We start from the raw sequence: 15,103 nt of genomic DNA, 5'->3' as shown, positions 1-15,103 counted from the left end.
CCGCAGGCGCATCGTTCATAGAAATTGGTTATTTGTCCCGTCATCTTCCCGGCGGCATAGTATTTTAGGGAACATGACGAGCGAGGAGGAAGGGTGACACGTAACCGATTATTGCTGGTTCAGACCGGGACGCCGCCGGCAGCCATCCGTGAGGAGCATAACGATCTGCCGCGCTGGTTCCGCACGCTGCTGGCGCCGTGGCAGGCGCAGCTCACCGCGGTACGGGTGTTTGAGGACGAGCCGCTGCCGGCGCCGGATCGCCAGACGGTGGCGGTGCTGACCGGCTCCTGGGCGATGGTGACCGACCGTCTGGCATGGAGCGAACGGACCGCCGACTGGATCCGTCAGGCGGTGGCTATCGGCATGCCGCTGTTCGGCGTTTGCTATGGCCATCAGCTGATGGCTCATGCCCTGGGGGGCGAGGTGGCGTATCATCCCGCCGGACGGGAAAGCGGCACCCAGACCGTTTCGCTATCGCCGTGGGGTGTCGACGACCCGCTGCTGCGGGGCCTGCCGGCCGCTTTTCCCGCGCATCTGAGCCATTTGCAAACCGTGACCCGTCTGCCGGAGGGGGCCACGGTGCTGGCCGCATCCTCCCACGATCCCCACCAGATCGTGCGCTACGGGCCGCACGCGGTCTCCACGCAGTTTCACCCGGAATTCACCGCGCCGATTGCCCGCTCGCTGATCCGCTACCGGGAGGCGGTGCTGCAGGCGGAGGGCATCGACGCGAAGCGATTACACGATGAAGTGCAGGAGAGCCCGCAGGCCGCGGCGATCCTCACGCGCTTCGTCAGTGCCTATCTGACTCCTGATGCCCCCGGCCATTAATCCCCGGCAGTGAACAGTACCCGCCAGCGGCGACGACGGCGGGACATCTCGTAGGCCAGGTCGTCGACCTCTTCAACGCGCAGCGCGTCAGCCGCCTGCGGCGTCAGCTCCGCTAAACCATACTTCTGACGCAGGACGGCCAGCGCTTGCGCCTCGGGCGGCGTCCGGGTGCGAACCTGTGCGGCCAGGCGCTGCTGTAGCGGCCTGAAGGTCACTTCATCCAGCGGCGGCAGCTGGAGCAAAAAGGTGTTGCAACAGCGCAGCAGCGCCACGGCGCGGCGATCCGGGGACTGGAGCGCCATCAGCAGCCCGTCGCGATCGGCGACGCGCTGATAGCGGCAGCTCACCACATAGCCGATCTGCTGCTCCACCCGCAGGCGCTGGAAAAAGAGTGGCTCACAGCGCTGCGCCAGCACCCTCAGGGCCGCCAGCGAGGCGCCTTCCGGCAGCGGAATAAAGACCAGCAGCGCTGTATCGCCCCCGGGGAAAGTCAGCCGTTCGACGCCGCGGCGGCAGGTGCCAGAGAGGTTGCCCGGCGGGTTAACCCGGGCGCTAAGCAGGCTCAGCTGGCGCGCGATCCACTGCGCATCCTCTGCGCTGCCGCCGGTCAGGGCCGCCAGCCAACCTTCCTGATGCTCTGATGCGCCCAACCGATCGGGGAGCAAAGCCATGAGATGACGGATAGCAATACTCTCCGGCGGCGGGGCCAGCGGGGCGACCGGGAGCGCGAGCTGCCGCATAATGGCCTGCAGAATCGCCACCGGCCGTCGGCCGGACGCTGGCCACTGCAGGAGCAACTGCCAGCTGCCGTCGACGCGATGCCACTCGCCGCGGCCCCCGGCGTGGCGCAGCGCGGCGAGCAGCGGGCGCAGCTGTTCCCCGCGCGCCAGCCCTTCGGCCATATCGGGCGAGCAGTAGAAGGGCGGTCGGAGCAGGAGCCTCGGCGGCTCGCCCGGTGACGGGAGGTGGAGCAGCGGCGCGGCTTTCTCCGGGTTTTCCGCGGCGAGGCCGCCAGCGGCTTGCGGATAAAAAGCTAATTCCAGCGCCGGGTCAGAGACCGGGCGGCGCCACCACCGGCTAAGCGGCAGGCTAAAGCCCTGGGTGGCAACAGGCTCCCCTGGGGAAATGGTCTGGCAGGCCAGGCTGACCGTGGGGGCGGCCTGCAGGGCGGCGCAAAAATCGGCGAACCCGACGGGCGGCCCGCCGGGGGCAAAGCCGAATGCCCGCTGGCGCAGCTGATCGAGGGGCGACAGCGTTTGAAAACGGCGCCAGGACAGCTGATAGTAGTGTTGCTGCTGGTCTGGCGTCGTCTGCCGTAGCACCTGCAGCCAGTGGGTTATCTGCTGGTCGACCTGTTCCGGCCGGTCGCTGGCGAAGACCAGCGCCAGCCAGCCGACGTGCCGATCCTGATACAGCCAGCTCAGCGCCACCTCTTGCGCCTGGCCACGCTGGCGCAGCCCGGCCATCAGGCTGCCAGGGGCTTCATCAAGCAAAAACTCGCGCAATAACGTGACGTTGTCACTTAAGGCGATCAGCGGGCAGCGCCACAGCGCGGGCTGGCTGGAGACCGCCAGCTGCAGTGCAGTGGATTCGCCCAGGCGCAGCGGTGGCGCCGGCGGCGGAGCCTCGCCTGCGGCAAGCCCAGTGGCGAAACGGGCCGCCAGCTCGCCGAGCGCCTCCAGCGACTGCGGCCCTTGCAGCCAGAGCTGCATCCGCCGGGCGACGTAATGGGTGCGGTGAAAATCACGTAACGCCGCCTGCAGTGCAGGGCGATCGCCCGCCAGCGCGTCGGCACTGCCTACCTGAAAGCGGCGAAAGGCCGCGGGCGCGCTGGCGGCGTGGCGCACGGCGGCTTCCCGGCGCGACGGCTCATGCTGCTGGATCAGGCGGTACTCGGCGTCAATCACCGCCACTTCACGCTGAATATCTTCCCTGAGCAGCCGCGGCGCCTTCAGCATCTCCTGTAGACGCGCGACACCGTCAGCCAGACCATCGGCGGCGACCTCGAAAAAGAACGCGCTGTGGCGGGCCAGGGTGGTGGCATTCACGCTTCCGCCCTGGCGCTGCACCCAGCCCATCAGCCGGTCATCATCCCGGTAGCGCTCACCGCCGTAAAACAGCAGATGCTCCAGCAGGTGCGCCAGACCGGGAAAGCGCGATGGTTCGTGGTGGCTACCGGCGGCGACCCGCGCCAGGGCCGCGGCGCGATCGGCATGCGGCTGATGGACCAGAGTGGCCTGCAGGCCGCCCGGCAACGTGACGGTGCGGGTCGCCAGCGTCATTACAGGTCCCGGGTTTTGTAGATCAGCTGCGAGCGGGTACGGTTGCGGAACTGCAGCTGGCTGACTTTTATGTCGCTGCAGGCCGCTTCGCGCCGGGCGTCGAGGATTTTGTGATGATGCGGCGATTTGCTGCACACCGGGTCGGCGTTATCGGCGCTGCCGGTCAGCATAAAGGCCTGGCAGCGGCAGCCGCCGAAGTCTTTCTCTTTTTCATCACAGGAGCGGCACGGCTCCGGCATCCAGTCATACCCGCGGTAGCGATTGAAGCCGAACGAGTCATACCAGATCGACTCCAGGCTCTGCTCCAGCACCGACGGAAACGCCACCGGCAGCTGACGCGCGCTGTGGCACGGCAGGGCGGTGCCTTCCGGGGTAACGCTGAGGAAAATCGATCCCCAGCCGCCCATGCAGCCTTTCGGCCGCTCTTCGTAATAGTCCGGGGTGACAAACAGCAGGTTGGTGAGGTTGCCGCTGGCGGCCATTTTCTGCCGGTAGTCGGCGACCACCTGCTCGGCGCGGGCGATCTGTTCCCGGGTCGGCAGCAGCCCCTCGCGATTGAGGAACGCCCAACCGTAGAACTGGCAGGTGGCCAGCTCAACGTCATCCGCTTCCAGCTCAATGCACAGCGCGATAATTTTATCCAGCTGATCGATGTTGTGCCGGTGAAGAACGAAGTTGAGCACCATCGGGTAGTCGCGCGCTTTTACCGCCCTGGCCATCGCCAGCTTCTGCTGGAAGGCTTTTTTGTTACCGGCCAGCGCAGCGTTGAGCACCTCATCGCTGGCCTGGAAGCTAATCTGGATATGGTCCAGCCCGGCCTCGCTGAAGGCGTCGAGTTTGCTCTCCGTCAGCCCTATGCCGGAGGTGATCAGGTTGGTATAGAATCCGAGGTCGCGCGCGGCGCGGATCAGCTCTGGCAGATCTTTACGGGTCAGCGGCTCGCCGCCGGAAAAGCCCAGCTGTACGCTGCCCATCGCCCGCGCCTGGCGAAAGACCTCGATCCATTGTTCGGTGGTCAGCTCCTTGTCCTGCTGGGCGAAGTCCAGCGGATTCGAACAGTAGGGGCACTGCAGCGGGCAGCGGTAGGTTAGCTCCGCCAGCAGCCACAGCGGCGGATTGACGGCGGGTTTACTCTGGCTCACGGCAGGTGATCCACTTCTGTTGACAGGCTATCTGCAGGAACTCGATGACGTCGTCATCGACGCCACCGGCTTCCGGGAAGCGTTCGTTGAGCACGGCGATAATTGCCGCGACGTCGCGCCGGCCATCGACCAGCTCGAGGATCGCCGCGGCGGTCTCATTGAGTTTAGCCATTCCCTCCGGATAGAGGATCACATGGCTCTCCTGGGCAGCTTCCCACTGCAGACGGTAGCCGCGACGAAAGGCGACGATGGAGGTTTTTTGCATGGTTACACCAGTCGGGTCGTGTGCCAGGCCGCCTTGTCGGTGACCGTATGATAGGGCGGGCGCTGCAGGGCATAGGCCATGGTCATGGCGTCAAGCATCGACCATAAAATGTCGAGCTTAAACTGCAGGATCTCCAGCATCCGGTTCTGTTTTTCAGCGCTGTCGCAGTAGGCCTTCGCCAGCGCCAGGCCATGCTCCACGTCGCGGTTGGCCTGGCTCAGACGGCTGCGGAAGTAAAAATAGCCTTCCTCTTTGATCCACGGGTAGTGCTGCGGCCAGCTGTCGAGGCGCGACTGATGGATCTGCGGGGCGAACAGCTCGGTCAGAGAGCTGCAGGCCGCCTCCTGCCAGCAGGCGCGACGGGCGAAGTTAAGATAGGCATCCACCGCGAAGCGCACGCCGGGCAAGACGTGGCGCTCGCTGAGCAGATCGTCGCGGCTCAGACCGACCGCTTCTCCCAGCCGCAGCCAGGCTTCAATCCCGCCGTCCTCGCCATGGCTGCCATCGTGGTCGAGGATCCGCTGCACCCATTTGCGCCGGGTCTGCGCGTCCGGGCAGTTGGCCATGATCGCCGCGTCTTTCAGCGGAATGGTGGTCTGGTAGTAAAACCGGTTCGCCACCCAGCCCTGAATTTGCTCGCGAGTCGCGTCGCCGTTATGCATGGCGATGTGGTAAGGGTGGTGAATATGGTAGAAGGCGCCTTTGGCCCGCAGGGCCTCTTCAAAGGCCTGCGGCGACAGCGTGTCGGTGATCAGCATGCGGTATCCTGAAGGGTGATAGCCATCCCGTCCCAGCTCACTTCAATCCCCTGTTGCGTCAGCGCCTGGCGCTGGGGAGACCGCTCGTTAAGGATCGGGTTGGTGTTATTGATATGAATAAGAATTTTACGTTTTGCCGGCAGGGAGGCCAGCAGGGCCATCATCCCGTGCTCATCACCGAGCGCCAGGTGGCCCATATCGCGGCCGGTATTGCGCCCAACGCCGGCGGCCTGCAGTTCGTCATCCTGCCAGACGGTGCCATCGATCAGCAGACAATCCGCTTTTTGCAGCCATGGCAGAATGGTCTTATCCGGTTCACCGAGCCCCGGTGCGTAGAACAGCGTCTGCCCGTTGCGGCGGTTTTCGATAAACAGCGCCACGTTATGGCCCGGCAGCGGCCGGTCGCGATACGGCGAATAGGGCGGCGCGTTGCTGGCGATAGGCACCGCGGTAAACTGCAAATCAGGACAGGCGTCAACGGTAAAAGGCTGCTGCGGCGCGATGGGGTGATGCACCAGGCCGCCGTTCCAGTGCCGCAGCATGGTAAACACCGGGAAACCGGTGGAGAGATCCTCATGGACCTCCGGGGTGCACCACACCTGGTGCGGGCAGCCTTCGCGCAGGCTCAGTAACCCGGTGGTGTGGTCGATCTGGCTGTCGGTGAGAATAATGCCGCCGATATGCGTTCCGCGCAGCACGCCGGCTTTATTTAACTCGGGCGTGTGGGCAATCTGCTGACTGATATCCGGCGAGGCGTTGCACAGCACCCACTCCTGACCGTTATCGCTGACGATGATCGACGACTGGGTGCGGGCGCTGGCCTGGATCGTGCCGTCGCGCAGACCCTGGCAGTTGGCGCAGTTGCAGTTCCATTGCGGGAAACCGCCGCCGGCGGCGGAACCGAGGACTTTAATGAACATGAAGACGGACCGGGTAATGTAAAAAGATGCCCGCGCGAACGGCGGGCGGGGCGATTAGCGGTTAGAAATGTACAGCGTCACTTCCAGACCGAGACGTAAATCGATAAAAGCAGGTTTCTTCCACATGTTTTGTTCCTCTTAAAAATGACCACAGGCCTCACGGATAATGCAGGATCTGTGACGGCCGCCGCATATTGCGCTTCACCGGGTGAGAGATCAACCCGGAATCTGTAAGGATTTAACTTTATGTTTACAATATAACCTATTGTTGCCAAACATGTTTTAACACCCGCAGCCAGTTACGCCACAGCAGCTTATCCAGCACCAATTGATCATAGCCGCTGTCACGCAAGGCATTGATTAGCAGCGGTAAGCCGGCCACATCCCCCAGCGCGTCCGGCAGGGTGACGCCGTCAAAATCCGAACCGAGGGCCACATGATCCTCACCCATTATGTTAATAAGATAGTCGATATGCCGGACGATGGTGGCGATGGGCGTGTCGCTATCGCGCCGTCCGTCGGCGCGCAGGAAGGCGTTGCCGAAATTGACGCCCACTACGCCGCCGCTGTCGCGGATCGCCCGCAGTTGCCTATCGGTCAGGTTGCGCGGCTGCGGGCACAGGGCGTGGGCATTGGAGTGGGTGGCCACCAGCGGGGCGGTGGAATGGTGGGCGGTATCCCAAAAAGCCTGTTCATTCATGTGCGAAACATCGATCTGCATCTTCAGGGCGTTGGCCTGGGCGATGAGCGCGATGCCCTCGCCGGTAAGACCCGGCCCGCTGTCCGGGCTGCCGGGAAAGGCGCCGGTGACCCCGCAGCCGAAGCGATTAGCGATATTCCAGAACGGACCGATGCTACGCACCCCGGCGCGATAAAAGGCCTGCAGATCGTCGCCTTGGGCGTCGAACCCGCCGGCGCCTTCGATGTGCGCCACCATCGCCAGCGCTTTATCCTGACGACAGCGTTCGATATCCGCCGCGCTCAGGCACAGCCGCGCGCGGCTGGCGTCATGGGCGCAAATCGCCTTGAGAATAGCCAGCTGCTGCCAGAGGATGGTTAATGGATCCCACGCCTGGCTGGCGTACTGCGGCGCCATACGGGCGATGTACTCCTGCGGCGGCACAAAGAGGGCGAACAGGCCGCCGGCCAGACCGCCCTGGAGAATACGCGGATAATCGAGGTGGCCGTTCTCTATCCCGGCAAAGAAGGCGGTCACCGGATCCTCGCGATGGTGAAGCCAGAGATTCAGCAGCAGGTCATTGTGACCATCAAAAATCGCCATAGCGGGCTCCTGGGTTATCAGGTGGTAAAAATGGCTGACACGGTAGCGGATTTATGCCCGGGGGCAAGCAGAAATTCACAAGCCCGCAACAATTGCCAACGTGAACTGTGTATCACACTGTATCCCGCGGCGGGTTCCTGACATTAAGAGATAAAAATGGCCCCGGTCGGGCACATGGCGGATACAAATTTCCGCTTAACTGGTCACGTACTCTCTTGATGAAGATAAAAGGTGAGAAAGCGATGAACAGATTATCCCTGATCCGGTATGCCAGCGCCGCGGCGCTGGGGTTATCCACCCTGTGGTCCGCCGCCGTTTGCGCCGCTGAAGACGCGGGGGCGTTCGACAAAATCCACCAGATTCACGCTGGCGATCTGAATATTGGCTACGTGGATATCGGTCCGCGGGACGGCCAGCCGGTGATTCTGCTGCACGGCTGGCCCTACGATATTCAGAGCTATGCCCAGGTGGCGCCGGCTTTAGCGCAGAAGGGTTACCGGGTGATTGTGCCGTATCTGCGCGGCTACGGCGCCACCCGTTTCCTGTCGGCGAAAACGCCGCGTAATGGTCAGCCGTCGGCGATGGCGGCCGATATTGTCCATTTGATGGACGCCCTGAACATCAGGCAGGCAGATCTGGCCGGCTTTGACTGGGGGGCGCGCACGGCGGATATCGTCGCCGCGCTGTGGCCGCAGCGGGTGAAATCCCTGGTCTCGGTGAGCGGGTATCTGATCAGCAGTCAGCAGATTGGCGAAAAACCGCTGCCGCCGCAGGCGGAACTGTCGTGGTGGTATCAGTTCTATTTTGCCACCCCGCGCGGCGAAGCCGGTTACCGGCAGAACACCCACGACTTTGCGAAATTTATCTGGCATCAGGCGTCGCCGCAGTGGCCATTCAGCGACGCGACCTTTGCCAAAACCGCCCGGGCGCTGGATAACCCGGACCACGTGGCGATCACCATCAGCAACTACCGCTGGCGCCTGGGGCTGGAGAAGGGGGAAGCGAAGTATGCCGGCTATGAACAACGGCTGGCGGCGCTGCCGCCGATAACCGTGCCCACCATCACTCTGGAAGGGGCGAATAACGGCGCGCCGCATCCGGCTCCGGCCAGCTACCGGGCCAAATTTACCGGTAAATATGAGCACCGGGATCTGCCGGGGGCGGTAGGCCATAACCCGCCGCAGGAGGATCCGACGGCGTTTGTGCAGGCGGTGGTGGACGCCGATCGGTTGTAACCCGCGACTTGCCGGCGCGCGACGTTGCGCTTCCGGCAACACGGCTTATGCTTGTGAAGAGTTTATTTTGCCGCAGGAGCATCCTTTGGAGCGTGTTGACCACATCCTGGTCGTCGATGACGACCGCGACATCCGGGAACTGATTGTCGACTATCTGGAAAAATCGGGATATCGCGCCAGCGGCGCGGCGAACGGCAAAGCCATGTGGTCGGTGCTCAAAAATCATCAAATTGACCTGATTGTGCTGGATATCATGATGCCGGGCGAGGATGGCTTAACGCTCTGCCGCCAGCTGCGCGCTAACCCGCAGCAGGATATTCCGGTGCTGATGCTCACCGCCCGCACCGACGACAGCGACCGGATCCTCGGCCTGGAAATGGGGGCTGACGATTATCTGATTAAACCCTTTGTGGCCCGCGAACTGCTGGCGCGCATCAAGGCCATTTTACGCCGCACCCGGGCGCTGCCGCCCAACCTGCAGATCACCGAGGCGGGCAGGCTGATCGCCTTTGGCGACTGGCTGCTCGATACCGCCGCCCGCCATCTGCTGGACGACAGCGGGGCGATTGTCGCCCTCAGCGGGGCGGAGTATCGACTGCTGCGGGTGTTTCTCGACCATCCCCAGCGGGTGCTGAACCGCGATCAGCTGCTCAATCTGACCCAGGGACGCGACGCCGAACTGTTCGAACGGTCAATCGACCTGCTGGTGAGCCGACTGCGTCAGCGCCTGCGGGAGGATGCCCGGGAGCCGGCCTATATTAAGACGGTGCGTAGCGAAGGCTATGTGCTGTCGGTCCCGGTCTCCATCCGCGAGAGGCATGAATGAGGTTCTGGCCCGTCTCGCTGCAGTCGAGGCTGATGGCGCTGCTGTTTCTGGCGCTGCTGCTGGCGAACACCTTAACCCTGTCGCTGCTGTTTTATGAGCGAATGAGCAGCGCCCGCAGTGTGATGCTGGGCAATCTGGCGTCTGATGTCGCCACCAGCGTGGCGATCCTCGACCGTCTGCCGCCCGCTGAACGCCCGCAATGGCTGCCGAAGCTGGCGCGCGGCAACTACCGCTATCAGCTGGACGCCGGCGAACGCGGCGACTACCCGGACAGCTGGCGCGCCCGGGACGCGGCGCGCTCCCTGCAGGAGGCGCTGAGCGCGCAATATCCGGTGAGTATTGTGGCGATCCCCGGTCCGCGTCAGCATATCCAGGCCCATATTACCCTCCACGATGGCGCCCCCTTGACCCTCGACCTGTGGCCGAAGCTACCGCCCATCGCCCGCTGGCTGCCGGTGGTGCTGATCGCTCAGTTTGTCCTCCTGCTGGCCTGCGCCTGGTACGCGGTTCGCCAGGTACTGCTGCCCATCACCCGTTTTACCCATGCGGTGAATGCGCTTGAGCCGGCCAGCGACACGGCGGGAACCATGGCCGAGCAGGGGCCAGAGGAGGTGCGCCGTGCCGCCCGCGCGTTTAACGCGATGCAGACCCGCATCCACGATCATCTGCAGGAGCGGGCGCGGATCCTCGCCGCCATCTCCCATGATCTGCAAACGCCGATCACCCGGATGAAGCTGCGGGTGGAGATGGCCGACCAGCCGGAACTGCGCGACAAACTGCTGCAGGATCTCGACAATATGACCCGCCTGGTGCGCGAAGGTATCGCCTTCGCCCGCACCTCGCAGCCGCTGGCGGAGGCGCGCCAGCGGCTGAACCTTGACACCTTTCTCGACAGTATCGCCTGCGATTATGCCGACGTTGGCCGGCCGGTGCGGTTTTGCCCCGAGGAGAGCGCCGGGGTGGTGTGGATCCCACCGCAGGCCCTGCGCCGGGTGATGACTAACCTTATCGATAACGGGCTGAAATTCGGCGCCACGGTAACGGTAACCCTGACCCGCGACGCCGCCGGGGATATCACTATCCATGTGCTGGATGAGGGGCCGGGGATCCCTGAGGCGTCGCTGCAGGCGGTGCTGCAGCCCTTTTTTCGCCTGGAGGACTCGCGCAATCGCGATACCGGCGGCACCGGTCTGGGACTGGCGATCGCCGCGCAGCTGGTCAGCCAGATGAACGGCACGCTGCGCCTGTCCAACCGCCCGCAGGGCGGGCTGGACGCCAGCGTGCGTCTCGCCGCGCAGGGATTGTATCCTGCTGTATCTCCGGCGCAGTTGGAAAACTAAGCCGACAATTCTCCCGCTTTCCTGACACATCCGCCCTACATCTCCTTGCTGTAATGTCGTGGCTGCCACTCCCGGCAGCGACGACACAATGAGGAGAAGGCGATGTCGATATTAATTGCATTTTTCGGCGGGATGTTAACCCTGCTGAGCCCCTGTACGCTGCCGGTGATCCCGCTGCTGTTCGCCAGCGTCCGGGGCCACCGGGGGCAGCTGGCGATCATGCTGGCGGGAATGGCGCTGATGTTCGGCGCTGTCTCGTGGCTGGTGACAGTCGCCAGCGGCTGGGTGGTCAATCTGACTCTGGTTGGGCGCAGCCTGGCGCTGGCGTTCTTCGTCCTTGTCGGGCTGAGTCTGCTTTCGCAGCGCATCGCACAGCGGCTGACTTCACCGCTGGTGGCGCTGGGGAATCAGCTTAACGACGCCAGCTCACGCCAGCGCGGCTGGATCGGTTCGTTGCTGGCCGGGCTGGCGGTGGGGCTGCTGTGGGCGCCGTGCGCCGGGCCGGTACTGGGGGCGATACTGAGCCTGGGCTTTGTGCATCCGGGCCAGGCGACCACCGGCGGGTTGCTGCTGGCCTACGGCAGCGGCGGGGCGGTGATGTTATTCCTGCTCGGGTGGTGCGGCGCGGCGTTGATTGCCCGTCTGCGTCGCGGGCTGGCGTTCGGCGAACGGCTGCGCCGGCTGGCGGGGGTGGCGATGCTGGCCTCGGTGGCGCTGATCGCCAGCGGCGGCGACCGCTATTTGCAAAGCGCGGGAGGGTGGAGTCAGGCGCTGGAGCAGCGGCTGGCCGCCCGTCTGCCGCAGCCGACGCAGAAAACGGTTCTGCAACCGATCGCTATGCCCAAGCCCAGTAGCGCCATGCCTTCGCTGGTGGGGGGCAGCGCATGGCTCAATAGCCCGGCGTTAACCCCGGAGCGTCTGAAGGGCAAAGTGGTGCTGGTGGATTTCTGGACCCGGGAGTGCATCAACTGCCAGCATACCCTGCCTTACGTGCGCGACTGGGCGAACAAATACCGCGCGGCCGGGCTGGTGGTGATTGGCGTGCATACTCCTGAATATCCCTGGGAGCGTTCGCTGCCGCTGTTGCGCCAGGCGGTGAAGGAGTGGCGAATAACCTACCCGGTGGTGGCGGATAATGAGTACAGCATCTGGAACGCCTTCGGCAATCAATACTGGCCGGCGCATTACATTTTCGACGCTCGCGGGCAGCTTCGCTATACCGCCTTCGGCGAAGGGGATTATGCCCGCCAGGAGCAGGTGATCCAGCAGCTGTTGCAGGAGAGCAAAGCCTGACCCGCGGCGCAGGCCTCTGGCGGATGGATCCCTCCAGGCCTTATACCTGATGCCGGGCGGCGCTGCGCTTGCCTGGCCTACGGGGTTACGGAGCCGCGTGTAGGCCCGGTAAGGCACAGCCGCCACCGGGCACTGAAGCGGGAACGGCGCCAGATGCCCCTTGCCGGGCGGCGCTACGCTTGCCCGGCCTACCGGGTTACGGAGCCGCGTGTAGGCCCGGTAAGGCGCAGCCGCCACCGGGCACTGAAACGGGAACGGCGCAGAATACCCCTTGCCGGTGACTGCCGAACGGTTCCTTCTCCCTTCGGGAGAGGGTTAGGGGAGTTATCGTGACACTGTCACCTTTCAACCCACCCCTGCAGGGCCTCGGTCATCAGTTCGCCGAGCAGCGCGACCGCGGCGCAATGGGGTTCCTGACGCGGGGTTTGTTGCAGACTGACGGCCAGACTGCCAGGGGATGGCAGCAGTCCGCCGGCGGGGCGCAGATTGCCGGGCATGCCGATGCGGGTGCGAACCGTCAGCCCCAGGCCAGCCTGCACCGCCGCCCAGATGCCGCTCAGGCTGTGGCTGACGAACACCACCTGCCAGGGGATCCCAGCGGCATCGAGACAGGCAATGGCGCGGGAACGCATCAGGCACGGGCTGTCGAACATCACCAGCGGCAGCGGCTCGCCGGACGCCAGCAGCGCGCGAACGTCAAAGTCAGGATGCGCAATCCACGCCAGCGGACAGCGGCCCAGCCCCGGACCCTGATCTTCGGTTTGCCACAGCAGCGCCAGATCCAGCGTCTCCTCCGCCAGCGCCTGGCGCAGCGGGCCATTGCGATCCACCCTCGCGACTATCCGTACCTGCGGATGGTGGCGGGTAAACTGCCCAAGGATCCCCGGCATCAGCGATTCGCCAAAATCTTCCTGCATGCCAAGGTGAATTTCGCCGGTGAGCCGCTCGCCCTGCAGCGCGCGCAGGGTTTCATCATTGAGCGCCAGCAGCCGTCTGGCGTAGCTCATTAACTTTTCGCCTTCCGCGGTCAGCGCCAGGTGCCGCCCCTGCTTAACCACCAGCGCGGCGCCGCACTGGCCCTCCAGCTTTTTAAGCTGGGCGCTGACGGCGGAGGTGGAGCGCGCCAGACGCTGCGCCGCCAGGGCGAAGCTGCCGCACTCCATGCCGGTCACAAAGCTGCGCAGGGCGTCGAGATCGAGGCCGGGTAAGCGTTTCTCCATTATCATCCTTATTACCGGGACGTTAGGTTCTGGCGATTGCCATTATCGGGACCATACTGTGGCATCGCGGCGGGCAGGCGTCAACGGACCTACGGCGAGAAGCGTAGAAGCGCGTCGGTAGCGCAGGCAGGAATAAAAAAAGCCGATAAGAGAACTTATCGGCTTAGTACTGGCTGGGCTGGCCGCTGAGCGGGGCGACAGGCGCCGCCTCGCTCAGGCAGATTATTGCGCCAGCAGCTCCTGAGCGGTGCGCTCCACCAGGCTCAGCAGGACCTTCACATCATCCAGCGTCACCACCGGGTTCAGCAGGGTCAGCTTCAGGCAGGTAACGCCGTTGTGCTCGGTCACGCCGACGTTAGCGCGGCCGGAAGCCAGCAGGGCGTCGCCGACGCGCTGGTTGAGCAGGGCGATTGCCGCCGCGTCGCTCTGCGCCATCTGCGCCGGACGGGAACGGAACAGCACGCTCGCCAGCTGCGGCTGCATCACCAGCTCCAGCGTCGGCTGAGACTTCACGTAATCCGCGACGTTTTTCGCCATGGTGACGCCGTGATCGATGATCGCCGCATACTGCTTCTGGCCCAGCGCTTCGAGGCCCATCCACAGCTTCAGCGCATCGAAGCGGCGGGTGGTCTGCAGCGATTTGGACACCAGGTTCGGCACGCCGTGTTCTTCATCGAACTCGGAGTTGAGATAGGCCGCCTGATAACGCATCAGCTCGTAATGGCGGGCATCCTTCAGCAGGAACGCGCCGCAGCTGATGGTCTGGAAAAACTGCTTGTGGAAGTCCAGGGTAACGGAATCCACCAGCTCCAGACCGTCAAGATAGTCGCGATACTGCTCAGACAGCAGCAGCGCGCCGCCCCATGCTGCGTCAACGTGCAGCCAGATCTGATGCTCCGCGGCGATACCGGCGATGTCGCGCAGCGGGTCGATAGCCCCCGCGTCGGTGGTGCCGGCGGTGGCGACGATCGCCATGATCTGCTCGCCGTTAGCCTGCGCTTGCGCAATCTTCGCCTGCAGATCGGCCACGTCCATCCGCGCGAATTCGTCGGTTTTCACCAGCGTGACCGAGCGGTAGCCGAGCCCCATCAGCGCCATGTTCTTCTGCACGGAGAAGTGGGCGTTTTCGGAGCACAGTACTTTGTACTTGCGGATATCCCCCGGCAGCCCATCCTGCTGGATGGAGTGTCCCTGACGGGCAAAGAAGGCGTCGCGCGCCAACATCAGCCCCATCAGATTGCTCTGGGTGCCGCCGCTGGTGAAGACGCCGGCGTCGCCTGCCGGATAGCCGACCCGGGCGCGCAGCCACTCGATCAGCTTCATCTCAATGATGGTCGCCGACGGGCTCTGGTCCCAGGAGTCCATGCTCTGGTTGGTGGCGTTGATCAACACTTCCGCCGCCTGGCTAATCACCAGGCTCGGGCAGTGCAGGTGCGCCACGCACTGCGGGTGGTGCACCGACAGGCTGTCTTTCAGGAAGTACTCGATCGCACGGTCAATCGCCGCCTCGTTACCCAAACCCTGTTCGTTAAACTCAAGGGAGATACGCTCACGCAGTTCGTCAACGCTTTTCCCCTGATACATCTCAGGTTGCTTCAGCCACTGCACAACGGCCTGACTGGTCTGCTCGATAACCTGCTGATAGGCCTCAACGCTCTGCGCCGAACCAGCAAGAATCGGATTCAATGTGGACATGGTGGTCACTTACT

General features: G+C 63.9%; 14 protein-coding genes. 5 read left to right on the top strand and 9 right to left on the bottom strand.

Annotated elements, in window-relative coordinates; translation table 11 throughout:
- Positions 1-93: 93 nt before the first annotated feature.
- Positions 94-831 (top strand): glutamine amidotransferase, encoded by a 738-nt coding sequence (locus ABLU50_RS21285; RefSeq protein ID WP_087833063.1) that lies wholly within the window; start codon positions 94-96, stop codon positions 829-831.
- Here ABLU50_RS21285 and pqqF read toward each other — a convergent pair.
- From pqqF to ABLU50_RS21250, 7 genes are all read right to left on the bottom strand, one after another.
- A complete protein-coding gene (gene pqqF / locus ABLU50_RS21280) occupies positions 828-3,113 on the bottom strand; it encodes a pyrroloquinoline quinone biosynthesis protein PqqF (protein ID WP_106479188.1) in 2,286 nt (761 codons plus the stop codon). The two genes, ABLU50_RS21285 and pqqF, sit on opposite strands and share 4 nt — an antisense overlap.
- Positions 3,113-4,255, bottom strand: a complete 1,143-nt coding sequence (gene pqqE, locus ABLU50_RS21275) for a pyrroloquinoline quinone biosynthesis protein PqqE (RefSeq protein ID WP_023318333.1) — start codon at positions 4,253-4,255, stop codon at positions 3,113-3,115. The genes pqqF and pqqE overlap by 1 nt, the downstream gene beginning before the upstream one ends.
- Complete coding sequence (pqqD, locus tag ABLU50_RS21270; protein ID WP_004202592.1) at positions 4,242-4,520, bottom strand: pyrroloquinoline quinone biosynthesis peptide chaperone PqqD; 279 nt, start codon at positions 4,518-4,520, stop codon at positions 4,242-4,244. Before pqqD ends, pqqE begins: the two co-directional genes overlap by 14 nt.
- A 2-nt stretch (positions 4,521-4,522) precedes the next feature.
- Positions 4,523-5,278 (bottom strand): pyrroloquinoline-quinone synthase PqqC, encoded by a 756-nt coding sequence (gene pqqC, locus ABLU50_RS21265; RefSeq protein ID WP_004143685.1) that lies wholly within the window; start codon positions 5,276-5,278, stop codon positions 4,523-4,525.
- On the bottom strand, positions 5,272-6,198 hold the full coding sequence (gene pqqB, locus ABLU50_RS21260) for a pyrroloquinoline quinone biosynthesis protein PqqB (RefSeq protein ID WP_087833065.1): 927 nt from the start codon (positions 6,196-6,198) through the stop codon (positions 5,272-5,274). Before pqqB ends, pqqC begins: the two co-directional genes overlap by 7 nt.
- 54 nt (positions 6,199-6,252) lie before the next feature.
- A complete protein-coding gene (pqqA, locus tag ABLU50_RS21255; protein WP_002905689.1) occupies positions 6,253-6,324 on the bottom strand; it encodes a pyrroloquinoline quinone precursor peptide PqqA in 72 nt (23 codons plus the stop codon).
- A 136-nt stretch (positions 6,325-6,460) separates the two neighbouring features.
- On the bottom strand, positions 6,461-7,480 hold the full coding sequence (locus tag ABLU50_RS21250; protein ID WP_060655872.1) for a dipeptidase: 1,020 nt from the start codon (positions 7,478-7,480) through the stop codon (positions 6,461-6,463).
- Between the two features lie 242 nt (positions 7,481-7,722).
- Between ABLU50_RS21250 and ABLU50_RS21245 the strand changes: the two genes are divergently transcribed.
- From ABLU50_RS21245 to ABLU50_RS21230, 4 genes are all read left to right on the top strand, one after another.
- On the top strand, positions 7,723-8,715 hold the full coding sequence (locus tag ABLU50_RS21245) for an alpha/beta hydrolase (RefSeq protein ID WP_064177788.1): 993 nt from the start codon (positions 7,723-7,725) through the stop codon (positions 8,713-8,715).
- 85 nt (positions 8,716-8,800) lie between these two features.
- On the top strand, positions 8,801-9,541 hold the full coding sequence (locus ABLU50_RS21240; RefSeq protein ID WP_049092217.1) for a response regulator: 741 nt from the start codon (positions 8,801-8,803) through the stop codon (positions 9,539-9,541).
- Positions 9,538-10,881 (top strand): ATP-binding protein, encoded by a 1,344-nt coding sequence (locus ABLU50_RS21235; protein ID WP_087833066.1) that lies wholly within the window; start codon positions 9,538-9,540, stop codon positions 10,879-10,881. Before ABLU50_RS21240 ends, ABLU50_RS21235 begins: the two co-directional genes overlap by 4 nt.
- Before the next feature lie 102 nt (positions 10,882-10,983).
- The gene (locus tag ABLU50_RS21230) at positions 10,984-12,174 is read left to right on the top strand and encodes a cytochrome c biogenesis protein/redoxin (protein ID WP_087833067.1); all 1,191 of its coding nucleotides are present in this window, start codon (positions 10,984-10,986) and stop codon (positions 12,172-12,174) included.
- Between the two features lie 338 nt (positions 12,175-12,512).
- On the opposite strand, the gene ABLU50_RS21225 is transcribed toward ABLU50_RS21230, so the two are convergent.
- Both ABLU50_RS21225 and ABLU50_RS21220 read right to left on the bottom strand, forming a co-directional pair.
- Positions 12,513-13,406, bottom strand: a complete 894-nt coding sequence (locus ABLU50_RS21225; RefSeq protein WP_087833068.1) for a LysR substrate-binding domain-containing protein — start codon at positions 13,404-13,406, stop codon at positions 12,513-12,515.
- A gap of 210 nt (positions 13,407-13,616) precedes the next feature.
- Positions 13,617-15,098 (bottom strand): aspartate aminotransferase family protein, encoded by a 1,482-nt coding sequence (locus ABLU50_RS21220; protein WP_176391548.1) that lies wholly within the window; start codon positions 15,096-15,098, stop codon positions 13,617-13,619.
- Positions 15,099-15,103: the final 5 nt, after the last annotated feature.

The organism is Klebsiella sp. GG_Kp173 (genome assembly GCF_040062415.1).
Lineage (GTDB): Bacteria > Pseudomonadota > Gammaproteobacteria > Enterobacterales > Enterobacteriaceae > Klebsiella > Klebsiella quasipneumoniae.
The sequence above is the reverse complement of the archived record's forward strand: the minus strand, read 5'-3'. Positions and strand labels throughout refer to the sequence as shown.

Coding starts and splice junctions, on each gene's coding strand:
- pqqF (WP_106479188.1), bottom strand. CDS start 3,113: ATGACGCTGGCGACCCGCACCGTCACGTTGCCGGGCGGCCTGCAGGCC.
- pqqD (WP_004202592.1), bottom strand. CDS start 4,520: ATGCAAAAAACCTCCATCGTCGCCTTTCGTCGCGGCTACCGTCTGCAG.
- pqqC (WP_004143685.1), bottom strand. CDS start 5,278: ATGCTGATCACCGACACGCTGTCGCCGCAGGCCTTTGAAGAGGCCCTG.
- pqqB (WP_087833065.1), bottom strand. CDS start 6,198: ATGTTCATTAAAGTCCTCGGTTCCGCCGCCGGCGGCGGTTTCCCGCAA.
- ABLU50_RS21250 (WP_060655872.1), bottom strand. CDS start 7,480: ATGGCGATTTTTGATGGTCACAATGACCTGCTGCTGAATCTCTGGCTT.
- ABLU50_RS21245 (WP_064177788.1), top strand. CDS start 7,723: ATGAACAGATTATCCCTGATCCGGTATGCCAGCGCCGCGGCGCTGGGG.
- ABLU50_RS21235 (WP_087833066.1), top strand. CDS start 9,538: ATGAGGTTCTGGCCCGTCTCGCTGCAGTCGAGGCTGATGGCGCTGCTG.
- ABLU50_RS21230 (WP_087833067.1), top strand. CDS start 10,984: ATGTCGATATTAATTGCATTTTTCGGCGGGATGTTAACCCTGCTGAGC.